The following is a 23,003-nucleotide window of genomic DNA, read 5'->3' as shown; positions in this document are numbered from 1 at the left end:
GAGCAGAGATATTTAATAAGTTGTTTATCAATTTTTTGCGCACAACGCACCGATGACTTTGGGGCGCGGGGGGGGCCCGAACGCCGCGTGTTCGGGTTTAGCCCGCGCCCCCCCCCGCGGTGTCCGCGGGGCCCTGATGGGGGCCGCCGGCCCCGCCGCGGGCCCCGGTAGGGGGGTGCCGCGCCGCGCGCAAGCCCACCACCCGTGTCGCCCGAGTGCGAGGGAAGTCGGGCGACTCGGCGTTCTGCGGCGATCATCCCAGCGGCGGCGGTGCGGGTCATCCGGACGGATGACGCGCCCCGCCCCGGATCATGCCCGCGCCCGACGCGCCCGCCACTGCCCGGCGGGCAGGCTCGAAGCATGAGTTCCTTCGTCATCGAGGCATCCGGCCTCGAGAAGTCCTTCGGCCCGACCCGCGCGCTCGCGGGCGTCTCGCTCGCCGTGCGCACCGGGGAGTCGCTCGCCATCATGGGCGCCTCGGGCTCCGGCAAGACGACGCTCCTGCACTGCCTCGCCGGCATCACCCTGCCGGACGCGGGCACCGTGTCCTTCCTCGGCGGCACCGGCCGCGTGCAGGTGAACGCGCTCGGCGAGCGCGACCGCTCCCGGCTGCGCCGCGAGGCGTTCGGCTTCGTCTTCCAGCAGGGCCTGCTGATCTCCGAGCTCACCGCGATCGAGAACGTCGCGCTCGCGCTCATGCTGAACGGGATGCCGCGCGCCCGCGCCGAGGAGCACTCCCGCGGCTGGCTCGCCGCCCTCGGCCTCGCCGGGCTCGAGGACCGCCGCATCGGCCAGCTCTCCGGCGGCCAGGCACAGCGCGTCGCGATCGCCCGCGCCCAGGTCACCGGCGCGAGCGTGGTCTTCGCCGACGAGCCGACCGGCGCCCTCGACTCCGCCACCTCGGCCGACGTAATGGGGGCGCTGCTGCACTCCACGGTCGGGCAGGGCCGCACCCTCGTCGTCGTCACGCACGACCCCGAGGTCGCGGCGCGCTGCTCCCGCATCGTCGATGTGCGCGACGGGATGATCGTCGGCGAGCGGATGCCGCAGCAGGCCGCTGCGGCATCCGCCCCGGCGTCGGCCGGATCGCCGGCGGCAACCGCTGCCGCGCCGGTCGCGCCCGCCGCGCCGCCGGCCCCCGCCCCGCCCGTGCCCGGCGCCACCGCGGTGCCGCTGCCCGCCCCGGGAGCCCGGGCATGATCGCCCGCGTCGCCTGGCTGCTCGCCCGCCCCGGTTCCGCCGGGGCGGCGACCCTCGTGCTGCCGATCACGGCGTTCGGGATCGTCACCGCGCTGCTCCTCACCGTCATCGGCGGCGCGCAGTCGTTCTGGCGCTGGACCGACGACGCGGCGATCGGCTATCAGCTCCTCGCGGTCATCGCCCTCGTGCTCCTCGTCGTGCCGCTCGCCTCGCTCGGCGGCGCCGCCGCCCGGCTCTCCGCCCGGCGCCGCGACGACCGCCTGGCCACGCTGCGCCTGCTCGGCGCGACGCCGGGCACGGTCTCCGCGCTCGCCGTGATCGAGTCGGGGATGCTCGCCCTCATCGGCTCCGTCATCGGCATCGTCGGCTACTTCGCGATCATGCCGGGCATCGCGCTCGTGCCGTTCCGCGGCGAACCGCTCGGCATCGGCGGCGTGCTGCTGCCGCCCGCGGTGCTCCTCGCCGTGCCGCTCGGCATCGTGCTCCTCGCCGTCGTCAGCGCCGTGCTCGGGCTCCGGCAGGTCGTCATCTCGCCGCTCGGAGTGCGCACCCGGCAGGATGCCCCGAAGCTCTCCTGGCTCCGCGTCGTGATCGGCGCGGCCGTGATCCTCGTCGGCTACGGGCTGATGAGCGTGCTGCAGCTCGCGGGCGAGGCATCCGTCCTCGTCCTGTTCCTCGCCGTCGCGTTCGGCGGCACGCTGGCCGTGCTGAACCTGATCGGGCCGTGGGTCATCCGCCTCGTCGCCCAGGGGCAGGCGAAGCGCGCCACGAAGCCGGCGAAGCTCCTCGCCGCGCGCAGCGTGCTGGAATCGCCGAAGGCCGCCTGGCGGCAGGTTTCGGGCGTCGCGATGACGAGCTTCATGGCGGTGTTCGCGGGGGTCGGCATCGCGCTCATGGACGCGCTCGGCGGCTCGGGCGAGATGGACCGCGAGGGGCTCGAGCTCATCGCCGACATCCGCACCGGCATCCTCATCACCGTCGTCGGCTCGTTCCTCATGGTCGCCTGCTCCGTCGGCGTCAACCAGGCCGCCGGGATCCTCGACCGCCGGGAGCTCTACCGCTCCCTCGACATGCTCGGCATGCCGGAGCAGACGATGGACGCCGCCCGCCGGCGCGCCGTGATGTCGCCGCTGCGGATCACCGCGATCGGCTCCGCCGTGATCGCCGCGGTCGTGATGCTGCCGCTCACCGGCATCACCCTCATCGTGCAGCCGCTCGCGCTGCTCGTGATCGCCGCCGTGCTCGCCGCGGGCATCGGCGTCGTCGCGCTCGGGCTCGTCTCGACGCGGCCGATGCTGCGCCGCGCCGCCGAGTCGGGATAGGCCCCCGGCGCCGGCCCGCACCGGGGATCGCGGGTCGGCGCCGGGACGAGGGCCGGCCGGGCGTGGTCTCGTTCGCCCGGCCGGCCCGCCAACGTCCTCCGCCGGTCGGCCGGTCGGCCGCCGGTCGGCCGCCGCATGCGCTCCGAGGTCGCGCGAACGGCTGCTCGGCCCGCGCCGGGCGCGCGGAATGCGCGACCTCGCGCGCGAGAACCGGGCCCCCGGCGAAGTAGGGTCGATGCATGACCTCGATCGACGACCGGGACGCCGCGATGTCCGAGCTCCTCGGCATCCGGGCCAGCATCGACAACATCGACGCCGCCCTCATCCACCTGCTGGCCGAGCGGTTCAAGTTCACCCAGCAGGTCGGCCGGCTGAAGGCGACCCACGGGCTGCCGCCGAGCGATCCCGAGCGGGAGAAGCGGCAGATCCAGCGCCTGCGCGGCCTCGCCGAAGACGCGCACCTCGACCCCGCGTTCGCCGAGAAGTGGTTCAACTTCGTCGTCGCCGAGGTCATCCAGCACCACGAGGAGCTCGCCGGCAACGGCGCCTCCGGCGAGCTGTGAGGCCGGCCCGGTGAGCTGGTACCCGACGCCGCTGCCCGATCTCACGGGCCGGCGCTACCTCGTGACCGGCGCGAACGCCGGCCTCGGCTTCTTCACGAGCGCCCGCCTCGTCGGCGCGGGCGCCCACGTCGTCATGTCGGGGCGGAGCCCCGAGCGGCTCGAGACGGCCGCCGCGGTGATCCGCGAACGGGTGGATGCCGGAGCGGGCCGCGGCGAGCTCGGCGGCCGGGTCTCGACCCTCGTCGTCGACACGTCCTCGCTCGACTCCGTGCGTGCTGGCGTCGCCGCGCTCGCCGGGGACGCGCAGCTCGACGGCGCGGTGCTGAACGCGGGCATGGTGCACACGCCGGGCCGGCGCCTCGAGAGCCCCGACGGCAACGAGCTCGTGCTCGCGACGAACGTGCTCGGCCACTTCGCCCTCCTCGCCGGGCTCTTCGGCGCCGCCGGAGCCGGCGACGAGCTCGTGCCGGGCAGCCGGCGCTTCGCGGACGGCGCCCGGATCATCTCGCTCGGCTCGCTCTCGACGAAGCTGTCGACGTTCCGGGTGGAGGAGCTGCAGCTCGAGCGGGGCTACGACTTCTGGCGGGCGTACGCCCAGTCGAAGATCGCCTGCCAGTCGATCGGCTTCGAGCTCGACCGGCGGCTGCGCCGGGCCAGCGTCCCGGTGGCGAGCATCGTCGCGCACCCCGGCTACTCGATCTCCGGGCGCACGCCCACGGTGCCCGGCGTCAACGAGCCGAGCCGCGGCGACCGCTTCGCCGACGCGCTGCAGGCGGCCTGGGCGCAGGGCAAGCACCGCGGTGCCGAGCCGGTGCTGCACGCGCTCACCGCGCCGGACGTCGCGGGCGGCGAGTTCTGGGGGCCGCGCGGCCTCCTGAAGGGCGAGCCCGCGCAGCAGCGACCCACCAGGGTGTCGAGCGACCCTGCGATCGGCGCGAAGACGTGGGCCTTCGCCGAGCTCGCCACCGCGACCCCGTTCACCCTCGTCGGCTGATGCGCGGGCTCCTCGCCGGCTGGTGGGCGCGGCCCGCCGTGCGGCGACGGGCGGCCGCGATCGTCGCCGGCGTGGGCACGGTGCTCGCCGTGCTCGGCGTGTTCACCGGCCGCTGGGGGATGGTCGTCGTCGCGATCGTGCTCCTCGGCCTGGCGGCGGCGCTCGGCCCGGCCCGGATCCGCCGCTGAGGCCGGGTACGCTGCACTCCATGACCGACGAGCCGGCCGAGGCATCCGCTCGCGACGAGGCATCCGCTCGCGACGAGGCGTCCGCCGGAACCGGCGCGGGCGCTGCCGCGGCGTTCGCGGAGGCGCGAGCCGCCGTCGGCGCGGCGACCGCGCTGCTCACCGAGGCCGCCGCCCGGCGCGAGGTGCTCGCCGTCTACGAACCGCCGCGCCGTCGCCTCGGCCTGCCACGGGCGGCCCGGATGCGCCGGATCGGCGAGGTGTGGCGCCTCGGCGCCCTGCTGCTCGACGGCGAGGGCCGGCTCTACGCGGTCGGACGCGTCGTCCGCGCCGAGGCGCCGGCCCGTCGCTCGGTGACGGCGAACGCGGTGGCCGAGCAGCGCGCCTACCGCGCCGCCGCGGTGAAGGGCGGCATCCCCGCGGGTGAGACGGTGAACTTCGATGCGGTGCCCATCCCGCTCGACGGGGATCCCGCGGGAGCGGCGCCGACGACGGACGGCGCCGTGGCGCTCCGCGACGGGCGGGTCGTGGTGCGCTGGAACCCGAGCGATCCCGGCGCCTGGACGCCGCTCGCGCCATATCTCGCGGAACGCGCCGAGCTGCTCGCGCAGCCGGCGCCTGGGACCTGACGCCGGACGCCGCGGCTCAGCGGCTCAGCCGCTCAGCCGAGCGTCACCTGCACCGGCACCGGGTTCTGGAACAGGTCGAGCACCGGGCAGTGCGCGTCGACGGCGGCCTGCAGCTCCGCGTAGCGCTCCTTCGGCTCGGGGCCGCTCAGGCGCACGTCGAGGCGCACCGCGGAGAAGCCCGCGCGGCCCGACTCGTCGATGCCGAAGAGCTTCCGCACGTCGAGGTCGCCCTCGGCGTTGATCTCGACGTCGTCGAGCACGATGCCGAGCGCCTGCGCGTACAGGCGGTAGACGACGACCTGGCAGGAGATCAGCGCGCCGAGCGCGTACTCGACGGGGCTCGCGGCGGCGTCGTCGCCCGCGAGGGCGGCGGGCTCGTCGACGGTGAAGCGGTGCTTGCCCGCGATGATCCGGGTGGCGACGGCGCCGGTGCCCCGACCCGACACGCGGTAGGTGAGCTCGGCGTTCGCGGGCGCGGCGGCGATGCGCTCGTGCCAGGCGGAGCCGGCGGCGGTGAGGCGGGCGGCGCGATCGGCCGCGTCGTCGGATGCCGGGGCGGATGCGGCGGTGGAATCGTCGATGAGCGTCATGGCGGGAGCGTACGGCCGGGCGGATGACTCGGCCAGCCCGGCCGTCATCGGCCGACGCCGGGCGTCACGCGGCGTCGCACGGCGCGGGTTCGCGGTGCGCGCCCGGGCTTGCTAGGGTCTCCAACCATGTCCTGCATGTGCTCGCAGATGATCATCCGGCCCCGCACCGCCTGAGGCGGAGCGACCGGACCACTCTCCCGCTCCGCCGCCAGCCGAGTCCTCGGCCGCGGCGCGCTTCGGCGTCCCCGGCGTTCATTCGTCAGCGGAGCATCCATGCCTTCATCGAAATCCCGTCCCTCCCGCGCGCGCTCCGAGCGCCGCGGCACCGCCCAGCACCGGGCCCCCGCCCCGGCGCCCGCCCACGGCGGCCGGCACGAACTGGGCCAGAACTTCCTCGTCGACCGGCAGCTCGTCGCCGAGATCGTCGAGCTCGTCGAGCGGTCCCTGCCGAGCCCGCACCCGATCGTGGAGCTCGGGCCGGGCGGCGGGGCGCTCACCCGGCCGCTCGCCGAGCTCGGCCGACCCCTCACCGCCGTCGAGCTCGATCCCGCCCGGGCCGACCGGCTCCGCCGCGAGCTCGGCGCGCGGGCGGAGGTCGTGCACGCCGATCTGCTGCGCTGGCCGCTGCCGCGGCATCCGCACACCGTGGTCGCGAACCTGCCGTTCCACGTGACCACCGCCGCGCTCCGGCACCTCCTCGACTCGCCCGGCTGGCAGCGGGCGGTGCTGCTCACCCAGTGGGAGGTGGCGCGCCGCCGCTGCGGCGTCGGCGGGGCGAGCATGCTGACGGTGCAGTGGGCGCCGTGGTTCCGGTTCCGGCTGCGTCGGCGGGTGCCGGCCACGGCGTTCCGCCCGGTGCCGTCGGTGGACGGCGGACTGTTCACGATCGAGCGCCGGGAGGCTCCCCTCGTCGATCCGCGGGCGCGCCGGGCCTACCAGCGCTTCGTGGCCGAGGCGTTCCAGGGACGCGGGGCCACGCTCGCCCAGCGGCTCGCCGCCGCCGCGAGCGCGAGCGGCGGATCCCTCGGGGCCGGGGCGGCCAAGGCGTGGCTGCGCCGGCGCGGCATCCCCGCGTCGACGCCGCCGGGGCGGCTCGCGCCGGAGGACTGGGCCGCGCTCTGGGATGCCTCCCGCGATCGCGGCTGAGCGGGGTGCTCAGCGCGGGGCGTCGGTGCCGCGCTCCGCGCCGCCGCCCTGCTCCTGCTCCTGCACGACCGCGATGATGGAATCCTGCAGGCCGCGCTGCCCGGTGTGCAGCTCCTGGTACGTCTCGCCGGCGCCGGCGATCGGGCCGAACGCGTGCCGCAGCCGGGACCGGGCGCCGCGGGGCGCGCGGATCAGCCGGACGACGACGCCGACCGCGATGATCGCGCCGAAGGCGATGCCGGCGACGGTGCCGATGAGGGCGGGCTCCACGTCAGTATCCGAAGGTCGTGACGCCGGGGACCGGCGACGTGCGGAGCGCCTCGAGCACCTGGAGCTCGTGCGGGACGACGGGCGAGGGGAGATCGGCGAGCGGGAACCAGTCGAGCCCGGCGGCCTTCCCCTGCTCCATCAGCCGGGGCTCGCCGTGCCACTCGCGAGCCTGGAAGAACACGTCGAAGCGCTGCTCGATCGGCCGCCCGGAGCCGTCGGTGCGGTGCATCAGCGTGACGAACTCGAGGGCGTCCGGCGCGATCTCGACGCCGAGCTCCTCCCGGGCCTCGCGCGCGGCGCCGGCGAGCAGCGATTCGCCCGCCTCGACGTGGCCGGCGGCGCCGAACGCCCAGTGCTCGTCGTAGTAGCCCGTGCCGCGTCGCAGCTGCAGCAGCACCTCGTCGCCGCGGCGCAGCAGCACGTACGCGGCGGGGACGACGGTGAACCGGCCGTGCGTCGCGGCGTAGGCGTCGGAGTACTCCTCGATCACGCCACCAGTCTCACACGGCGGCCGGACGCGTGCCGGCCGCCGGGCGCGGCTCAGTAGCCGACGATCGGCCCGAACGCGTCGGCGAGGGGCGCGCGGTTCACGCCGCGGAGCTCGTCGACCGAGACGGTGAAGGCGTCCTGCACCTCGAGCGCGGCGGAGGCGGCGTCGGTCACGCCGATGCGGCGCACCGGGTAGTTGCGCCCCTCGCAGAGGCCGCGGAACTTCACGTCGTCCTCCCGCGGCACCGTGACGATGACGCGGCCGGTCGACTCGCTGAACAGGGCCGTGGCGAGATCGATGCCGCCGTCTTCGACGACCTCGCCGAGGAACACGCGGGCCCCGATGCCGAAGCGCGAGACGCCCTCGGCCAGCGCGACGGCGAGGCCGCCGTCGCTGAGGTCGTGCGCCGAGTCGATGAGGCCCTCCAGCGCGGCCGCGCCGAGCAGCTCGCCCAGGGTCTTCTCGCGCTCGAGGTCGACCGCCGGCGGGCGACCGCCGAGGTGGTCGTGCACCGTGCCCGCCCAGGCCGAGCCGTCGAGCTCGAGGGCGGTGTCGCCGAGCAGGTAGATGTTGTGGCCGTCGTCCTGCCAGCCGCTCGGGATCCGGCGCGCGACGTCGTCGATCACGCCGAGGACCGCGATGACGGGGGTCGGGTGGATCGGGACGTCGCCGGTCTGGTTGTAGAACGACACGTTGCCGCCGGTGACGGGGATGCCGAGCTCGAGGCAGCCGTCGGACAGGCCCTCGACGGTCTGCGAGAACTGCCACATGACCTCGGGGTTCTCCGGGGAGCCGAAGTTCAGGCAGTCGCTCACGCCCATGGGCTTCGCCCCGGTCACGGCGACGTTGCGGTACGCCTCGGCGAGGGCGAGCTTCGCACCCTGCTTCGGGTCGAGCTGCGAGTAGCGGCCGTTCGCGTCGGTCGCGACGGAGACGCCGAGGCCGGACTCCTCGTCGACGCGGATCATGCCGGCGTCGTCGGGCGCGCCGAGCGCGGTGTTGCCGAGCACGTAGGAGTCGTACTGGTTCGTGACCCACGCGGCATCCGCCTGGTTCGCCGAGCCGACGAGCTGGAGGAACTGCTCGCGCAGCTGCTCGGGCGTCTCGGGGCGGGCGAGACCCGCGGCCGAGTCGGCCTGCAGCGCGTCGATCCAGGCGGGGTAGGCGACGGGGCGCTCGTAGACGGGTCCGTCGACGGCCACGGTGCGCGGGTCGACGTTGACGATCTCCTCGCCGCGCCAGGTGATCGAGAGGCGGCCGGTGTCGGTGACCTCGCCGAGCACGCTCGTCTCGACGTCCCACTTCTGCACGACCTCGAGGAAGCCGGCGAGCTTCTCGGGCCGGACGATCGCCATCATGCGCTCCTGGCTCTCGCTCATGAGGATCTCCTCGGGCGTGAGCGTGGGGTCGCGCAGCAGCACCTCGTCGAGGACGATCGACATGCCGCCGTCGCCGTTCGAGGCGAGCTCGCTCGTCGCGCAGGAGATGCCCGCGGCGCCCAGGTCCTGGATGCCCTCGACGAGGTCGGCGGCGAAGAGCTCGAGGCAGCACTCGATGAGGACCTTCTCGGCGAAGGGGTCGCCGACCTGCACGGCCGGACGCTTCGTGGGGCCGCCCTCGGCGAAGGTGTCGGAGGCGAGGATCGACGCGCCGCCGATGCCGTCGCCGCCGGTGCGGGCCCCGAACAGCACGACCTTGTTGCCCGCGCCCTTCGCGTTGGCGAGGTGCAGGTCCTCGTGGCGGAGCACGCCGACGGCGAGCGCGTTCACGAGCGGGTTCGCCTGGTAGGTCGGGTCGAACCAGGTCTCGCCGCCGATGTTCGGCAGGCCGAGGCAGTTGCCGTAGAAGCTGATGCCCGAGACGACGCCGTGCACCACGCGCGCGGTGTCGGGGTGGTCGATGGCGCCGAAGCGGAGCGCGTCCATGACGGCGACGGGGCGGGCGCCCATGGAGATGATGTCGCGGACGATGCCGCCGACGCCGGTCGCGGCGCCCTGGAAGGGCTCGATGTAGGAGGGGTGGTTGTGCGACTCGATCTTGAAGGTGACGGCCCAGCCCTCGCCGATGTCGAGCACGCCCGCGTTCTCGCCCATGCCCACCATGAGGTGCTGCTTCATCTCGGGCGTGACCTTCTTGCCGAACTGGCGCAGGTAGATCTTCGAGGACTTGTAGGAGCAGTGCTCGCTCCACATGACCGAGTACATCGCGAGCTCGGCGCTGGTGGGCCGGCGGCCGAGGATGTTGCGGATGCGCTCGTACTCGTCGGGCTTCAGGCCGAGCGCCGCGTACGGCTGCTCCTTCTCGGGCGTCGAGGCCGCGACGTCGACGGTGTCGAGCACGGGAGCAGGGGTGGTGGCCGGCTGAGTCACAGGGGAATCTCCAGGGCTGAGCGACGGATGCCGCGGACGGAAGCCTGACCGGATCAGTCTACCGGCGGCGCGCGGGCTCCGAGGCCGCGCCGACGGCGCCATCCGCGGTCACTCCCGGTCGACGCCGAAGCTGCGTTTCACGAGCGCTTGGACGTCGCGATCGAGGCTGTCGATGCGGTGGTCGAGGGTGGTGAGCGCGCCGCGCAGCTCGCCGAGCTCTGCGCGCAGTTCGCCGCGCAGCTCGCCGAGCCCGCTCCTGAGTTCCGTGCGCACGCTGCCGATCTCGACGCGCACGGCGCGCAGGAACATCGTGCTCATCAGCGTGAGCACGCCGAACAACGTGGCCGCGAAGACGCCGATGAGCGTCCAGACCTGGGGTTCATTCACTTCGATCACCGTTTCATCATGTGCTGGTGATCCAGAGACTTCCAGAGGCGGGCGCGTGGAAGTGGCGCGATCGTCGAGCTGTGCATCGACTGCGGGAGGACGCTCCTGTGGAGGGCGGCCGCTGCGCTCAGTCCTCGCGGGCGAACGCGGCCGCCCGTGCGATCTGCTCGGGCGCGAGCCGCCTCCCCGTGTACCGCTCGAACTGGCGGGCGGCCTGCAGGGCGTGCACCTCGGCGCCCGAGATGACGAGCTTGCCGGCCTCGCGCGCGGCGCGGATGAGCGGCGTCTCCGCCGGGAACGCCACGACGTCGAACACCGCGGATGCCGCGTCGAGGTGCTCGGCGGAGAATGCGAGCGTCTCGGCATCCGGTCCGGTCATCCCCATCGGCGTGACGTTCACGAGCACGTCGGCGCTGCCCGGCGCCGGATCCTCGGCGAGCCACTCGTAGCCGTACTTGCCCGCGAGCGCCGGCCCGAGCTCCGCGTTCCTGGCGACCACCGTCACCCGGGGGAAGCCCGCGTCGCGGAACGCCGCGACGACCGCCTTCGCCATCCCGCCGGACCCGCGGAGCAGCACCCGCGCCGCCGGGTCGAGCCCGCTCGAGCCGATGAGCTCGGCCACCGCCTCGTAGTCCGTGTTCGCCGCGACGAGCCGGCCGCCGTCGTTCACGATCGTGTTCACCGACTCGATCGCCAGCGCCGACGGCTCCAGCTCGTCGACGAGCGGGATCACGGCCTCCTTGAACGGCATCGAGACGCTCGCGCCGCGGATGCCGAGCGCGCGGATGCCGCGCACCGCGCCCTCGATGTCCTCCGTCGCGAACGCCTTGTACACGAAGTTCAGCCCGAGCTCGTCGTAGAGGAAGTTGTGGAAGCGCGTGCCCAGGTTCGACGGCCGCGCCGACAGGGAGATGCAGAGGGTCATGTCCTTGTTGAGGATGGGCATGCTCCCAGTGTGCACCCGGCGGATGCCCGGGCGATCAGACGGGTGCGGCGGCCGCCCCGCTCGCTACACTGGACTCGGTCGTCGGTTCCCGATGGCCCTGGGCGCGCACATCGGCGCGCAGTCCTCGTCGCGGCGCACGCGCGGAGCCCCGCCCCGGTGCCGACGAGCGACGTTCTCCCTCCTGGTTTCCGCATGACTCCCTCTTCGTCGGTGCGCGCCATCCCGGCGCCGCCCTTCCCCTGGCTCGGGCTGCTCACCCTCGCCACCGCCGTCTTCCTGTCCATCACGATCGAGATGATCCCGACCGGCCTGCTCCCCGACATGAGCCGGGAGCTCGGCGTCGGCGAGCCGGCGATCGGCGTGCTCGTGACCGTCTTCGCCGGCACCGTCGTGGTCGCCGCGGTGCCGCTCTCGGCGCTCACCCGGCGGGTGCCGCGGCGCACGCTCATCGTCATCACGCTCGGCATCCTCGCGCTCAGCTGCGTGCTCACCGCGATCGCGCCGAACTACCCGACGGTCGTCGCCACGCGCGTGCTCGGCGGCGCGGCCCACGCCGTGTTCTGGTCGGTCGTCGGCGCCTACGCCGGGCACCTCGTGCCGAAGGAGCAGCTCGCCCGGGCGGTCTCCATCAGCGTCGCCGGCGGCTCGCTCGCCTTCGTGCTCGGCGTGCCCCTCAGCACCGCGCTCGGGCAGGCCTTCGGCTGGCGGCTCGCCTTCGCGGTCGTCGGCGGCGCGGCCCTCCTCGGCGCGCTGCTCGTGCTGCGCTTCCTGCCGCCGGTCGCCCACCACGCCGCGAGCGCCGACGCCGAGCCGCTCCGCCTCCGCAGCGACCCGACGTTCGTGCCGGTGGTCGTCGTCTGCCTGATCACCATGGTCACGATGGTCGGCGCCTACACCTTCTACACCTTCGTCGCGCCGTTCATCACCGAGGTGATGGGCCTGCCCGCGAGCGCCATCAGCCCGATGCTCCTCGCCTACGGCATCGCCGGGGCGGTCGGCCTCCTGCTCGCCGGCACCGTGCTCGGCCGCCGTCCGACGGCGGGGCTCGTGATCGCGCTCGTCGCGACCGGGATCGGCGTCGCCGGGCTCGCCGCCTTCGCGCAGTCGCCCGTCATCGGGATCGCGTCGTTCCTGCTCTGGGGCACCGCGTTCGGGGCGCTGCCGCCGATGCTGAACACGCGGCTGCTGCACTCGGCATCCGCCCGGATCCGCGACGCCGCCGCGTCGTTCTACACGACCGCGTTCAATCTCGGCATCGGCGGGGGCGCGCTCCTCGGCTCGGTGCTCTACGGGGCGATCGGTCTCGCCGGCCTGCCGTGGGTGTTCGTCGCCCTGCTCGTCTGCTCCACCACGGCGCTCGTGTGGACGGCGCTCGTCAACCGCCTGCGCCGGTAGTCGCGGAGCGGAGCCGCTCGGCTCAGCTCTGCCAGCCGCCGGGCGGGCCGAGGACGAGCAGCCCGCCGAAGATCGCCGCGATCGCGACGACCGCGACCGAGACGAGGAGCACGGGCCGGGCGAGGAACCAGCGCAGCACCCGGTTCCACCACGCGCCGTCGGCCGGGTGGTCGCCGGCCTCGCGGCGCCACTCGCCGTCGAGGCGGCCGGTGCGCACGAGGTGCAGCTCGAACGGGACCGTCGCGTAGGGCACGATCGCGGTGAGCACGGCGAAGGCGATGCGGCCGACGCTCCAGCGCTGGTTCACGCCCACGAGGATCGAGCTCGCCGCGTAGGCGAGGAAGACGAAGCCGTGGATCGATCCGCCCACGAGCACCGCCCACTCGACACCCGCGGCGTACTTCAGGATCATGGCGACGATGAGGATCGTCCAGGTGACGGCCTCGGCGAAGGCGAGGCCGCGGAAGAGCCGCTTGGGGCTGAGCGTGGTCATGTGGGGGACTCCAGCGATCGGGATGCTTCCATCGTCGCCGATCCGGGGCGCCGCGGCATCCGTCGAAGGTTGGAACGTCCCGCGCCGTGCTGGCGGCCCCTCGCGGCGGGCTAGCCTGTGACGGTGAACGAGCCCGAAACCCGCGCCCTCGTCGAGTCGCATCTCGCCCTCATCCCCGACTTCCCGGAGCCCGGGGTGCTGTTCCGCGACCTGACGCCGGTCTTCGCCGACGGCGCGGCGTTCCACGCGCTCGCCGAGGCCCTCACCGCCCCGTTCGCCGGGCGCTTCGACGTGCTCGCCGGCGTCGAGGCCCGCGGCTTCCTGCTCGCGGCGGCCGCCTCCGTCGCCGCCGGGGTCGGCGTGCTGCCGATCCGCAAGGCCGGCAAGCTGCCGCGCGCGGTGCTGCGCGAGGAGTACTCGCTCGAGTACGGCACCGCCGCGCTCGAGGTGCACGAGGGCGAACTGCCGCCCGGCACCCGGGTGCTGATCGTCGACGACGTGCTCGCCACGGGCGGCACGGTCGCGGCGGCCGCGCGGCTCGTCGAGCGGGCGGGATGGCTCGTCGCGGGCGTCTCGGTCGCGATCGAGCTGACCGAGCTGCACGGGCGGGCGGCGCTGCCGACCGGGCTCGAGGCGTACAGCCTGCTCCAGTACTGAGCGGCGCCGCCCGCCCGCGCCGCTCCGCCCCGCCCGCGCCGCCCCGCCCGACTCCACGATGCGAAGTCGCGCGAACGGTTCGATCCAGCGGCGATCAGGGACCGTTCGTGCGACTTCGGGTGGGGCTGCGCGGCCAGGGGGCGCGCTACTTCAGGATGCCGGGATCGACCTGGATGCCCGTGATCGTGTTGATCGCGAGCACCAGGATGAGCGCGTTGAAGAAGAAGCTGAGCGAGGTGTGCCAGATCACCGTCCAGCGCATGCGCGTCGTCGTCACCTGCACGTCCGAGACCGAGAAGTTCGTCGCGTTGGTGAAGGCGAAGTAGACGAACTCGATGAGCTCGGGCTCGGGCGTCCGGGGGAACTCGAGCGGGGGCGTGCCGACGGCGCGGTGGTACCGGGAGTAGTAGATCCGGGCCCAGCCCCAGTGGAACAGCCCCCACGCGACGAGCATCGCCCAGACGGCGACGAGCTCGATGAACCCGCTCCACTCGGGGTCGTTGCGCAGCAGGATCAGCTGGACCGCGGCGACGACGCCGACGGTGCTCGACGAGAAGGTCAGCAGCGTCGCGGCGACGCGCATGAACGGGTGGGCGAGGAACCGGCGCGTCTCGGACCGCCCTGTCATCAGAGCGGGCAGTCGCACCGCGAGGTTCAGCGCAACGATCGTCACGAGGAGGTAGAAGGTGCCGACGAGGCACCAGCCGACGAGCAGCTCGATGTCGTCGCCGATGATGAACTCGACGCCGAGCCAGACGAGCGGGATCTGGATGAGCAGCCCGAGCGACTCGGCGACGATCGCCCCGGCGTCGGCGCGCTGGTGCTCGGTGCTCCTGGCCGTCGGCATCCCGGCTCCCTCCCGCGGCGGGCGCCGCCGTGGCATCCGCTCGTTGCTCGTAGCCTGCCGCAGCGCGGGCGCGAGCGCCAGCAACGGCGCGCGGGCGGCGCCGCGTCAAGCCCCTCGCCGCCCGGCGCACCGGCGCCTAGCCTCGCGGCATGAGCGAGCTGCCCGATTTCTCCGACCTCCGCGCGCTGTACGTGAACTGCACGCTGAAGCGCAGCCCCGAGCGCAGCAACACGCAGGGGCTCATGGACGCGAGCATCGCGCTCATGCGCGAGCACGGCGTGCACGTCGACGTCCTGCGCTTCGTCGACCTGGATGTCGCGACCGGCGTGTACCCGGACATGCGCGAGCACGGCTGGGCCGCCGATGCCTGGCCGGACGAGGTCTGGCCGCTCGTCCAGGCCGCCGACATCCTCGTGATCGGCGGGCCGATCTGGCTCGGTGACAACTCCTCGGTCACGAAACGGCTGATCGAGCGCCTGTACGCGATGAGCGGGGAGCGCAACGAGCGCGGCCAGTACGTCTACTACGGCAAGGTCGGCGGGGCGATCATCACCGGCAACGAGGACGGCATCAAGCACTGCGCGATGGACGTGCTCTACAGCCTGCAGCACATCGGCGTCGCCATCCCGCCCGGTGCGGACGCGGGCTGGATCGGCGAGGCGGGACCCGGGCCGAGCTACCTCGACCCGGGCTCGGGCGGTCCCGAGAACGACTTCACCAATCGGAACACGACGTTCCTCACGTACAACCTGCTCCACCTCGCGCGTCTGCTGAAGGACGCGGGCGGCTTCCCGCTCGGCGGCAACTCGATCGCCGAATGGGAGGACGGGCAGCACTCGGGCTTCGAGCCGAACCCGTACGGCGCGAATCCCGAATACCGCTGAGCGCGGCGAGACCGCCGGCCGCGCGAGCTCAGCGCGCGTGCGGGTCGACTGCGACGCGGACGTGGCTCCCCGCGGCGGCCGCGAGGAGCGCCGCGTCGAGCTCGTCGAGCGGGAAGCTCGCGCCGACGAGCGCTTCGGAGGCGAACGGGCCGGGCGTGGTCGCGAGGAAGTCGATCGCCCCCTGCAGGTGCGCGGGCGCGTAGTTGTGCACGCCCCGCACGGTGAGCAGACGCCGCACCAGCCGCTCGGGGTCGAGGTCCACCGCCGGTCCGGGCGAGACGCTGCCGACGAGCACGATCGTGCCGCCGACGTCGCTCGCCTCCAGCAGGGCGCGCACCGAGCCGGCCGCACCGGACGCCTCGACGGAGAGCAGCGGCGCGGGCAGCCCGTGCGCGGCGAGCTGCCCGGCGAGCGCGCCGTCGCCCGGATCGAGCACGGCGCGGGCTCCGAAGCGGCGGGCGGTCCCGCGGCGGGCGGCATCGGGGTCCACGACCGTCACTGCCGCACCGGCGGCGCTCGCGATCGCGGTGACGGCCAGGCCGATCATGCCGGCGCCGGCCACGAGCACGGGCGCGCCGTCGAGGGAACCCGCGCCACCGGCATCCAGGGCCGCCACCGCCGTCGCCGTCGAGCACGAGGCGGGTGCGGCGAGCTCCGCGGGCATCGCCTCGGGGACGCGCACGATGCCGGTGCCGCGGAGCAGGTGCACGTGCGTGGCGAAGCCGCCGGAGAGCTCCCAGCCGCGCTCGAGCCGCTCGTGCCCGTACTTGCGCAGTTCGTGGCACTTCTGCGGGAGCCCGCGGAGGCAGCGCTCGCAGCTGCCGCAGCTCGCGGTCACCGTCCACACCACCCGGTCGCCGAGCGCGAGCACCGCGCCGTCGACGGAGGAGGCGCCGCCGGGGCCGAGGGCGACGATCCGGCCGACCTGCTCGTGCCCGAGCACGCCCGGAGCGGGCTGGCGGCGGTGGCCGAGCACGGTGTGCACATCGGAGCCGCACACGGTCGCGAGCTCGACCTCCACGAGCGCCTCGCCCGGACGCAGCTCGACGCCGGGCACCGCGATCGACTCGTGCGCCCGTCCCGGCTCGTGCCACACCATCGCCGCGGGCGACGGGGTCACGAGCACGGCGCCGGCCGCGGTGCGGGCGGGGCTCACGCCGACGCGCCGGAGTCGGGCTCCAGGCGCTCCGCGTCGAGGCCGAGCAGCGCGGGCAGCTCCGCGACGGAGCCGAGCACCTCGTCGGCGCCGGACTCTTCGAGCGCCTCGCGGTCGTGCGCCCCGGTCAGCACGCCGACGACGAGGCCGGCGCCCGCGTTCACGCCCGAGAGCATGTCGCTGCGGGTGTCGCCGACGACGGCCATCGCGTCGACCGAGCTCGTGCCGGTGCGGAGGAGCGCGGTGAGCGGGAGGTCGGGGTGAGGCCGCCCGCGGCCGGCGTCGGCGGGGGCGAGCACGAGGTCGGCGGGGTCGGTCCAGCCGAGGGCCGCGAGCAGCGCGTCCCGGGTGGCGGGGGAGAAGCCGGTGGTGAGGACGACGGATGCCCCGGCCGCCCGCAGCGCGCGGATGACCGCCTCGGCGCCCGGGATCGCCTCGACGCCGACCTCGTCGATGAGCTCGGCGTAGGCGCGTTCGAACTCCTCGTTGGCGCGCTGCGCCGTGGCCTCGTCGCCGGTGAGCACCCGGAAGACCTCGATCTTCGACTGCCCCATCGTGTCGCGCACGTACTGCAGCGCGGCATCCCGGTCCTCGCCCTCGGGGGCGAAGCCGGCCCGCTCGGCCGCGAGGGCGAAGGCGCGCTCGACGAGCCCGTCGTCGCGCACGGTGGTGCCCGCGAGGTCGAGCACGACGAGCTCGATCTCGTGCGAGTCGGCGAGCTCCGCGAGGTCCTCGTCCTCGCGGTCCTCGGGTGCGGTGATCTCCGGCTCGGCGATCCCGGTGGCGGTGTCGATGGTCATCTCGTGCCTTCCTGCTGGTGCCGCGTGCGCGGCGTCTCGGTCTGCGTCCGGACCGGGGTCCGGGGTGCGGCGTCGGCGAAGCCGGCGACGACGTGCTCGGCGAGCCCGAGTCCCGTCGTCATGCCGATGCCCGTCGTCGCGGCGGCGAGGTGCACGCCGGGGCGGACCTCGAGGTCGAGGAACTCGTCCCGGCCGCTCGCGTACACGCCCTGCCAGCGTTCGAGCACGCGCGGGGCGGCGCCGAACAGGGCCGCGAACTCCTCCAGCAGCGCCTCGGCGGCGGCCTCGGGCTGGAACGGCGCGACGGCCGCGCCCCGGTAGTGCGTGTCGCCGACGATCAGGCTGCCGTCGGGCAGCTGCGTGTACATCTGGTTCAGGTCGAGCGCGGCGAGGTCGGGGCGTTCGCCGTGCAGCCGCTCGCGCAGGGCGGCGACCGCCGGCGTCGCGGCGAAGGCCGAGTAGCGGAGCAGCGACCAGCCGGTGAGCAGCGGCGCGGGGAGCGGCCGCGACAGCTCGGCCGAGACGCGCAGCATGTCGAGGCCGCAGCGGACGATGCCGAGCTCCTCGGCCACCTCCGGGAACAGCTGGTCGACGTCGTGGTTCGTCGCCACGACGATCCGCTCGGCCCCGATCGTGCCCCGGCTCGTCGTGACGCGCCCCGGCTCGACGGCGCCCACCGAGGTGCGGTGGCGGAAGTCGACGCCGCGCTCCCCGAGGTGCGCGGTGATCGCCGCGAGCGCCTGCCGCGGGTTCGCCTGCAGGTCGAGGGGCAGCAGCGCACCGCCCAGCGCGGAGCCGGCCGGGATCGGCAGCAGCTCGGCGATCCCCGCGGCGTCGAGCAGCTCGACCTCCGCGCGCCCCGCGGGCAGCCCCGGTGCGTCATCCGCCCCGGCGCGCGCGGCGGCGAGCTCCTCGAGCACGGCGAGCTCGTCGGCGGCCCGGGCGACGACGAGCGTGCCCGATTCGCGCAGCCAGACTCCGGCGTCGCGGGCGAGGCGCAACCACAGCTCGCGCGCGGCGAGGCCGTGGCGGCGGGCGATCCCGGTCTGCGGGGTGACGCAGAGGTGGCCGAAGTTGCGGATCGACGCCCCGTTCGCCTCCGAGCCGCGCTCGACGACGAGGGTGCGCAGCCCGCGGCGGACGCCGGCGTAGGCCGCGCCGAGCCCGATCACGCCGCCGCCGACGACGACGAGGTCGTAGTGCTCGGCGCTCACCGGAACACCCGCCGCATCCACATCGCGAGGCCCTCGACGGCGAGCACCGTGACGAGGATCATCAGCACGATCGCGGTCACGACCCCGTAGTTCGAGCCCTGGCCGGCGTTCAGCAGGTAGTAGCCGATGCCGCCGCCGCCGACGATGCCGAGGATCGTCGCCGCCCGGATGTTGGTGTCGAGGAGGTAGAAGCTGTGCCCGATGATCGCGGGCGTGCCCTGCGGCAGCGTCGCGGCCGCGTAGCGCTGGAAGCGGCTCGCCCCCGTCGCCGTGATCGCCCGCTCGGGGCCGCCCTTCACCTCCTCGAGGGAGTCGGCGATGAGCTTGCCGGCGAGGCCGATGCCGCCGAAGGCGAGCGCGAGCGTGCCGGCCTGGGCGCCGAGGCCGGTGATCACGATGAGGACGATCGCGAGGATGACCTCCGGCACCCCGCGGATGCCGACGAGGAGGAAGCGCGCGCCCGCCCGGGTGCCGGCGTTCGGCGCGACGTTCCGGGCCGCGAGCGAGCCGATCACGATCGAGGCGAGGAGCGTCAGCACGGCGGCGGCGAGGGCGATGGCGATCGTCTCGAGCATCGCGCCCGACATCCTGGGCCAGTCGTAGGCGCCGAAGCTCGGCGGCCAGAACTGCGCCGCGACCGGCGGGATCTTCGCCCACACGGTGAGGAGGTCGCCCCACTGGATGTTGCAGACCGCGACCGCGCCGATGAGGAGCGCCGCGGTGACCCAGCCCCACACGGCGGTGCGCACGCGGGCGCCGGTCCACGGGCGGCGGACGGCGGCCGCCACGGTGCGCGCGGCGAGCGGGCCGCCGCTCGTCCGGCCGCCGTGCAGCATGGCCCGGCGCACTGCGCTCGAGATGATCTCCATGAGCACGCACAGGGCGAACATCACGATCGCGATGCCGAGCCCCAGCGAGTAGTTCAGCGACTTGAAGGCGTGCGACATCTCGAGCCCGAGCCCGGCCACCCCGACGTAGCCCAGCACGACCGAGCCGCGCAGGTTGATGTCGTTGCGGTGCAGCACGGTCGCCACCCAGCTCGGCAGCACCTGCGGCAGGATGCCGCTCGTGAACTCCTGCAGCTTCGAGCCGCCGGCGGCGCGGATGGCCCGGCGCGGACCCTCGTCGATCTGCTCGATGGCGTCGGCGAAGAGCTTCGAGATCATGCCGATCGAGTGGATGCCGATCGCCAGGATGCCCGGCAGCGAGCCGAGCGAGAACAGCAGCACGAACACCATCGCGAGCACGACGTCGGGGAGCGCCCGGGTGAAGACCGTGATGAAGCGGGCGGCGGCGCGCCAGGCGCGGCCCGGCGTGGTGTTCGACGCGGCGAGGTAGGAGATCGGCACGGAGCAGATCGCGGCGAACAGGGTGCCGGTGACGACGATGCCGAGGGTGAGCGCCGTGAGCTGGACGAGCTCGAGCGGCTCGGGGAAGCGGATGGTGCCGACCCGGGTGAAGAAGCGCTCGGCGTTCGACCAGCTCTCGAGCATGGCGGGCAGGGAGATGCCGAGCGAGTTCAGGGCGAAGAGGGACGCCACGACGAGCGCGACGAGGGTGAGCCCGGCGGCGATGCGCTCGGGCGAGCGGCGGTGCTTGGGCGCGCGCTCGGCGACCGGGCCGAGCGGGGCGCCGGCACGGGGCGCGGATGCCGGGGCCAGGGCGGTCATCGGCCGGCGCCTTCGGCGAGCGGCTCGCTGCGCGGGCCGGCGAGCGGTGCGGTCTGCCCGGGCTCGGTCTCGGCCGAGGCATCCGCGAGCTCCGTCTCGATCGCCTCGAGCTCGGCGGTCGCGGTCGCGACCCGGCCGTAGATCTCCATGACCTCCGCCTTGCCGAGGCCCTCGGTCGGCGTGTCGAGCACGAGGCGGCCGCCGCGGAGGCCCACGATGCGGTCGCCCCAGGAGAGCGCCAGGTCGACCTGGTGCAGGCTGCAGACGACGGTGAGGCCGCCATCCATCGCGATCTCCCGGATGAGCGCCATGACCTGCTCGCTCGACTCCGGGTCGAGGGAGGCCACGGGCTCGTCGGCGAGGAGGATCTCGGGCTCCTGCATGAGCGCCCGGGCGATCGCCACCCGCTGCTGCTGTCCGCCCGAGAGGGTGTCGGCGCGCTGGTAGGCGCGGTCGAGGAGGCCGACGCGGTCGAGGTGGCCGAGCGCCGCGAGCTTCAGGCGGCGGGGGTAGCTCCACAGTCCGAGGCGCGGGCCGCGCAGCCGAGCGAGGGAGCCGGTGAGCACGTTCTCGAGGACGGTGAGGGACGGCACCAGCTCGAACTGCTGGAAGACGAAGCCCACCCGCCCCCGCAGGGCGCGGAGGCGCCGGCCGCGCAGCCGCGGCACCTCCTCGCCCAGCACGCGCACCGAACCGGACGTCGGCGTCTCCAGCCCGTCGAGGTGCCGGAGGAGCGTCGACTTGCCCGAGCCCGAGAGGCCGAGGAGCACGACGATCTCGCCGCGGTCGATCGTGAGCTCGACGCCCTGGAGGGCGAGCGTGCGGTCGAATCGCTTGTCGAGGTCGCGCACCTCGATGATGGGGGTGGGCATGTCGGCTCGTTCCGGTTCGGTGGCGTGCATTCGGGTGGTCAGGCTCTGGGGATCAGCCCTGGCACTGCTCCGCGTTGGTCTTCTTGCAGATGTCGCGGATGGTGTCGTAGTACGCGTCGTCGACGGGCTTGGTCTCGAAGAAGACCGAGCGGAAGCCGTCGGAGTCGGCGCTCGTCACGCCGGAGGCGATGATGTCGTCGATCGTGACCTCGGAGAGGAGGTCGGTGATCTGCGACTTCAGCTCGTCCGGGAGCGAGTTCGACACCACGATCGGGGCGCCGGGGACCATGGTCTCGGCGACGACCTTCACCTTGTCGCTCTTCGCGACCTCGCTGTCCTCGGCGAAGCCCGCCTCGCACTCGACGCCCTCGCCGACCTTCGTGACGCTGACGTCGTGCTTGCCGGCGAACACCGGGGTGATGTCCTGCTCGGGGTCGATGCCGGCCTCGAGGAGGTTGTACGTCGGGAAGAGGTAGCCCGAGGTCGACGAGGGGTCGACGAAGCAGACCTTCTTGCCGGCGAAGCCCGCGAGGTCGGTGATGCCGCTGCCCGCGGGGACGATCGCCTGCGAGAAGTAGCCCGGCTCCTGGCCCTCGGCCGTGACGATCGAGGAGATCGGGGTGATCTCGGCGCCGTTGTTCGTGGCGGTGACGTAGGTGAAGCCGGAGAACGAGGCGACGTCGATCTTGCCGGCGACGGCGGCCTCGATGAGCGCCGCGTAGTCGGTCGACTCGTGGTACTCGACGGTCTTGCCGGTCTCCTGGGCGAGGTAGTCCATGAGCGGCTGGTAGTTGGTCTCGGTGTCGACCGAGTCGGGCACGACGCCGAACACGAGGGTGTTCGCGTCGACGGCGAAGCCGGCGGCGTCGTCGCCGGACTCGCCCGCGGCGGCCGTGCCCGAACAGGCCGAGAGGCCGATGGCGAGGGCGGCGGCGCCGAGGAGCGCGAACGCGGAGGTCGTGGTGCGGGAGATCATGACGGCCTTTCAGGCAGGGGTGCGGATGCTGGCGACGGCAACGCTGCCAGATCCGCGACAAGGTGTATACCGATCTCGCCACCCATTCACGAGGTGTTCACTCTTGTCGGGTCCAAGGTGAACAGTCGGTGTCGGGAATCCGCCCGCTCTGTCGGCGTGGCTGGGCGGGAAGTAGTATTCCTACGTGACGTCGATGGTGTACAAGGAGATCGCCGAGGACCTGCGGCAGCGCATCGCGAGCGGTCAGCTCTCGCCGGGGGACGTGGTGCCCACGGAGGCCGAGCTGGCCGAACGGTGGAGCACCTCGCGCGGTCCCATCCGCAACGCGCTCGCCGAGCTGCGGCAGGAGGGGCTCATCGAGACGAGCCGCGGCCGGCCCGCGCGGGTCATCGAGCGGAAGGCGCACCAGGCGGTCGACGTCTCGATCCCCTTCACGCGCTGGGCGCGCGAGCTCGGCGCCGAACCGGGCGCCGTCACCCAGGAGGTCTCGCTCCGGCGAGCCGACGACGAGCACGCGCAGCTCCTCGGCATCGAGCCGGGCGCCCTCGTCGTGCACGTCCTGCGGCTGCGCCGCCTCGACGGCCGGCCGGCGATGCTCGAGCGGCTCAGCTACCTCGAGCCGGTCGGGCGGATCCTCCTCGGCATCGACCTCGACGCCGTGTCGATCACCGAGGTGCTCGCCGAGCACGGCTACGGATCGAGCGACGTCGACCACGAGATCGACGCCGTCGCCGCCGACGAGCTCGACGCGGCCCTGCTCGAACTTCCGCTCGGCTCGCCCGTGCTGCGGCTGCGACGGATCTCCCGCGATGCCGACGGGCGGGTGTTCGAGGCATCCGACGACCGCTACCGCAGCGACCTCGTGCGCTTCACCGTCGCAGCCTCCGGCCGCGCGCCCGGGGGCGAGCACTACCTGCGGCCGATCGCCGGCGCCTGAGCGGCGCGGGC

At 73.9% G+C, this 23,003-nt stretch carries 25 protein-coding genes; 11 read left to right on the top strand and 14 right to left on the bottom strand.

Annotated features, from left to right (window positions below):
* The first annotated feature begins 360 nt into the window (after nt 1-360).
* The 6 genes from ROT00_RS16025 (at nt 361) to ROT00_RS16000 (ending at nt 4,893) form a co-directional block, all read left to right on the top strand.
* Nucleotides 361-1,200, top strand: a complete 840-nt coding sequence (locus ROT00_RS16025; RefSeq protein ID WP_404776031.1) for an ABC transporter ATP-binding protein — start codon at nt 361-363, stop codon at nt 1,198-1,200.
* A complete protein-coding gene (locus ROT00_RS16020) occupies nt 1,197-2,522 on the top strand; it encodes an FtsX-like permease family protein (protein ID WP_404776030.1) in 1,326 nt (441 codons plus the stop codon). The genes ROT00_RS16025 and ROT00_RS16020 overlap by 4 nt, the downstream gene beginning before the upstream one ends.
* Before the next feature lie 239 nt (nt 2,523-2,761).
* Nucleotides 2,762-3,085 carry a chorismate mutase gene (locus ROT00_RS16015; protein ID WP_404776029.1) on the top strand — a complete coding sequence of 108 codons (324 nt, stop codon included), beginning with the start codon at nt 2,762-2,764 and terminating at the stop codon, nt 3,083-3,085.
* 10 nt (nt 3,086-3,095) lie between these two features.
* Nucleotides 3,096-4,079, top strand: a complete 984-nt coding sequence (locus ROT00_RS16010; protein WP_404776028.1) for an SDR family NAD(P)-dependent oxidoreductase — start codon at nt 3,096-3,098, stop codon at nt 4,077-4,079.
* Nucleotides 4,079-4,267: a hypothetical protein gene (locus tag ROT00_RS16005; protein WP_404776027.1), complete on the top strand. Its 189-nt coding sequence runs from the start codon at nt 4,079-4,081 to the stop codon at nt 4,265-4,267. Before ROT00_RS16010 ends, ROT00_RS16005 begins: the two co-directional genes overlap by 1 nt.
* Nucleotides 4,268-4,287: 20 nt before the next feature.
* Nucleotides 4,288-4,893 carry a hypothetical protein gene (locus ROT00_RS16000; protein ID WP_404776026.1) on the top strand — a complete coding sequence of 202 codons (606 nt, stop codon included), beginning with the start codon at nt 4,288-4,290 and terminating at the stop codon, nt 4,891-4,893.
* Nucleotides 4,894-4,925: 32 nt separating this feature from the next.
* Here ROT00_RS16000 and ROT00_RS15995 read toward each other — a convergent pair whose 3' ends face one another.
* Complete coding sequence (locus ROT00_RS15995) at nt 4,926-5,483, bottom strand: OsmC family protein (RefSeq protein WP_404776025.1); 558 nt, start codon at nt 5,481-5,483, stop codon at nt 4,926-4,928.
* 273 nt (nt 5,484-5,756) lie between these two features.
* Between ROT00_RS15995 and erm the strand changes: the two genes are divergently transcribed.
* A complete protein-coding gene (erm, locus tag ROT00_RS15990; RefSeq protein WP_404776024.1) occupies nt 5,757-6,629 on the top strand; it encodes a 23S ribosomal RNA methyltransferase Erm in 873 nt (290 codons plus the stop codon).
* 9 nt (nt 6,630-6,638) lie between these two features.
* On the opposite strand, the gene ROT00_RS15985 is transcribed toward erm, so the two are convergent.
* The 5 genes from ROT00_RS15985 to ROT00_RS15965 all read right to left on the bottom strand — a co-directional run bounded on the left by ROT00_RS15985 (nt 6,639) and on the right by ROT00_RS15965 (nt 11,091).
* The gene (locus tag ROT00_RS15985; RefSeq protein WP_404776023.1) at nt 6,639-6,899 is read right to left on the bottom strand and encodes a hypothetical protein; all 261 of its coding nucleotides are present in this window, start codon (nt 6,897-6,899) and stop codon (nt 6,639-6,641) included.
* Between the two features lies 1 nt (nt 6,900).
* The gene (locus tag ROT00_RS15980; protein ID WP_404776022.1) at nt 6,901-7,389 is read right to left on the bottom strand and encodes an NUDIX hydrolase; all 489 of its coding nucleotides are present in this window, start codon (nt 7,387-7,389) and stop codon (nt 6,901-6,903) included.
* 50 nt (nt 7,390-7,439) lie between these two features.
* Nucleotides 7,440-9,758, bottom strand: coding sequence for a phosphoribosylformylglycinamidine synthase subunit PurL (purL, locus tag ROT00_RS15975; RefSeq protein WP_404776021.1), 2,319 nt, complete (start codon nt 9,756-9,758; stop codon nt 7,440-7,442).
* A gap of 108 nt (nt 9,759-9,866) precedes the next feature.
* The gene (locus ROT00_RS15970; RefSeq protein WP_404776020.1) at nt 9,867-10,154 is read right to left on the bottom strand and encodes a hypothetical protein; all 288 of its coding nucleotides are present in this window, start codon (nt 10,152-10,154) and stop codon (nt 9,867-9,869) included.
* Between the two features lie 118 nt (nt 10,155-10,272).
* Nucleotides 10,273-11,091 carry a shikimate 5-dehydrogenase gene (locus ROT00_RS15965; RefSeq protein WP_404776019.1) on the bottom strand — a complete coding sequence of 273 codons (819 nt, stop codon included), beginning with the start codon at nt 11,089-11,091 and terminating at the stop codon, nt 10,273-10,275.
* A 192-nt stretch (nt 11,092-11,283) separates the two neighbouring features.
* Here ROT00_RS15965 and ROT00_RS15960 point away from each other — a divergent pair, with 192 nt between their 5' ends.
* Nucleotides 11,284-12,486 (top strand): MFS transporter, encoded by a 1,203-nt coding sequence (locus ROT00_RS15960; protein WP_404776018.1) that lies wholly within the window; start codon nt 11,284-11,286, stop codon nt 12,484-12,486.
* Between the two features lie 22 nt (nt 12,487-12,508).
* Here ROT00_RS15960 and ROT00_RS15955 read toward each other — a convergent pair whose 3' ends face one another.
* Entirely contained in the window at nt 12,509-12,979 is a 471-nt protein-coding gene (locus ROT00_RS15955) for a DUF3817 domain-containing protein (protein ID WP_404776017.1), read from the bottom strand.
* A 123-nt stretch (nt 12,980-13,102) separates the two neighbouring features.
* Here ROT00_RS15955 and ROT00_RS15950 point away from each other — a divergent pair, with 123 nt between their 5' ends.
* A complete protein-coding gene (locus tag ROT00_RS15950) occupies nt 13,103-13,636 on the top strand; it encodes an adenine phosphoribosyltransferase (RefSeq protein ID WP_404776016.1) in 534 nt (177 codons plus the stop codon).
* A gap of 145 nt (nt 13,637-13,781) precedes the next feature.
* On the opposite strand, the gene ROT00_RS15945 is transcribed toward ROT00_RS15950, so the two are convergent.
* Nucleotides 13,782-14,483 carry a DUF1345 domain-containing protein gene (locus ROT00_RS15945; protein ID WP_404776015.1) on the bottom strand — a complete coding sequence of 234 codons (702 nt, stop codon included), beginning with the start codon at nt 14,481-14,483 and terminating at the stop codon, nt 13,782-13,784.
* Nucleotides 14,484-14,632: 149 nt separating this feature from the next.
* On the opposite strand from ROT00_RS15945, the gene ROT00_RS15940 reads away from it, so the two are divergent.
* Nucleotides 14,633-15,367, top strand: a complete 735-nt coding sequence (locus ROT00_RS15940) for a flavodoxin family protein (RefSeq protein WP_404776014.1) — start codon at nt 14,633-14,635, stop codon at nt 15,365-15,367.
* A gap of 28 nt (nt 15,368-15,395) precedes the next feature.
* Here the strand turns inward: ROT00_RS15940 and ROT00_RS15935 are convergent, their stop codons facing one another.
* The 6 genes from ROT00_RS15935 to ROT00_RS15910 are packed head-to-tail and all read right to left on the bottom strand — an operon-like array spanning nt 15,396 to nt 22,055.
* The gene (locus tag ROT00_RS15935) at nt 15,396-16,523 is read right to left on the bottom strand and encodes a zinc-binding dehydrogenase (RefSeq protein ID WP_404776013.1); all 1,128 of its coding nucleotides are present in this window, start codon (nt 16,521-16,523) and stop codon (nt 15,396-15,398) included.
* Nucleotides 16,520-17,323, bottom strand: a complete 804-nt coding sequence (locus ROT00_RS15930) for a phosphonatase-like hydrolase (protein ID WP_404776012.1) — start codon at nt 17,321-17,323, stop codon at nt 16,520-16,522. Before ROT00_RS15930 ends, ROT00_RS15935 begins: the two co-directional genes overlap by 4 nt.
* Nucleotides 17,320-18,537, bottom strand: coding sequence for a TIGR03364 family FAD-dependent oxidoreductase (locus ROT00_RS15925; RefSeq protein WP_404776011.1), 1,218 nt, complete (start codon nt 18,535-18,537; stop codon nt 17,320-17,322). Before ROT00_RS15925 ends, ROT00_RS15930 begins: the two co-directional genes overlap by 4 nt.
* Nucleotides 18,534-20,207, bottom strand: coding sequence for a PhnE/PtxC family ABC transporter permease (locus tag ROT00_RS15920; RefSeq protein ID WP_404776010.1), 1,674 nt, complete (start codon nt 20,205-20,207; stop codon nt 18,534-18,536). The genes ROT00_RS15925 and ROT00_RS15920 overlap by 4 nt, the downstream gene beginning before the upstream one ends.
* Nucleotides 20,204-21,079, bottom strand: coding sequence for a phosphonate ABC transporter ATP-binding protein (gene phnC / locus ROT00_RS15915; protein WP_404776009.1), 876 nt, complete (start codon nt 21,077-21,079; stop codon nt 20,204-20,206). Before phnC ends, ROT00_RS15920 begins: the two co-directional genes overlap by 4 nt.
* A gap of 52 nt (nt 21,080-21,131) precedes the next feature.
* On the bottom strand, nt 21,132-22,055 hold the full coding sequence (locus tag ROT00_RS15910; protein ID WP_404776008.1) for a phosphate/phosphite/phosphonate ABC transporter substrate-binding protein: 924 nt from the start codon (nt 22,053-22,055) through the stop codon (nt 21,132-21,134).
* A gap of 193 nt (nt 22,056-22,248) precedes the next feature.
* Here ROT00_RS15910 and ROT00_RS15905 point away from each other — a divergent pair, with 193 nt between their 5' ends.
* Entirely contained in the window at nt 22,249-22,992 is a 744-nt protein-coding gene (locus ROT00_RS15905; RefSeq protein ID WP_404776035.1) for a GntR family transcriptional regulator, read from the top strand.
* Nucleotides 22,993-23,003: the final 11 nt, after the last annotated feature.

This window comes from Agromyces mediolanus (assembly GCF_044917495.1).
Lineage (GTDB): Bacteria > Actinomycetota > Actinomycetes > Actinomycetales > Microbacteriaceae > Agromyces > Agromyces mediolanus_B.
This window is presented reverse-complemented; position numbering and strand designations above follow the sequence as displayed.

Coding starts and splice junctions, on each gene's coding strand:
- ROT00_RS16025 (WP_404776031.1), top strand. CDS start 361: ATGAGTTCCTTCGTCATCGAGGCATCCGGCCTCGAGAAGTCCTTCGGC.
- ROT00_RS16020 (WP_404776030.1), top strand. CDS start 1,197: ATGATCGCCCGCGTCGCCTGGCTGCTCGCCCGCCCCGGTTCCGCCGGG.
- ROT00_RS16015 (WP_404776029.1), top strand. CDS start 2,762: ATGACCTCGATCGACGACCGGGACGCCGCGATGTCCGAGCTCCTCGGC.
- ROT00_RS16005 (WP_404776027.1), top strand. CDS start 4,079: ATGCGCGGGCTCCTCGCCGGCTGGTGGGCGCGGCCCGCCGTGCGGCGA.
- ROT00_RS16000 (WP_404776026.1), top strand. CDS start 4,288: ATGACCGACGAGCCGGCCGAGGCATCCGCTCGCGACGAGGCATCCGCT.
- ROT00_RS15995 (WP_404776025.1), bottom strand. CDS start 5,483: ATGACGCTCATCGACGATTCCACCGCCGCATCCGCCCCGGCATCCGAC.
- erm (WP_404776024.1), top strand. CDS start 5,757: ATGCCTTCATCGAAATCCCGTCCCTCCCGCGCGCGCTCCGAGCGCCGC.
- ROT00_RS15965 (WP_404776019.1), bottom strand. CDS start 11,091: ATGCCCATCCTCAACAAGGACATGACCCTCTGCATCTCCCTGTCGGCG.
- ROT00_RS15960 (WP_404776018.1), top strand. CDS start 11,284: ATGACTCCCTCTTCGTCGGTGCGCGCCATCCCGGCGCCGCCCTTCCCC.
- ROT00_RS15955 (WP_404776017.1), bottom strand. CDS start 12,979: ATGACCACGCTCAGCCCCAAGCGGCTCTTCCGCGGCCTCGCCTTCGCC.
- ROT00_RS15945 (WP_404776015.1), bottom strand. CDS start 14,483: ATGCCGACGGCCAGGAGCACCGAGCACCAGCGCGCCGACGCCGGGGCG.
- ROT00_RS15940 (WP_404776014.1), top strand. CDS start 14,633: ATGAGCGAGCTGCCCGATTTCTCCGACCTCCGCGCGCTGTACGTGAAC.
- ROT00_RS15930 (WP_404776012.1), bottom strand. CDS start 17,323: ATGACCATCGACACCGCCACCGGGATCGCCGAGCCGGAGATCACCGCA.
- ROT00_RS15920 (WP_404776010.1), bottom strand. CDS start 20,207: ATGACCGCCCTGGCCCCGGCATCCGCGCCCCGTGCCGGCGCCCCGCTC.
- phnC (WP_404776009.1), bottom strand. CDS start 21,079: ATGCCCACCCCCATCATCGAGGTGCGCGACCTCGACAAGCGATTCGAC.
- ROT00_RS15910 (WP_404776008.1), bottom strand. CDS start 22,055: ATGATCTCCCGCACCACGACCTCCGCGTTCGCGCTCCTCGGCGCCGCC.
- ROT00_RS15905 (WP_404776035.1), top strand. CDS start 22,249: ATGGTGTACAAGGAGATCGCCGAGGACCTGCGGCAGCGCATCGCGAGC.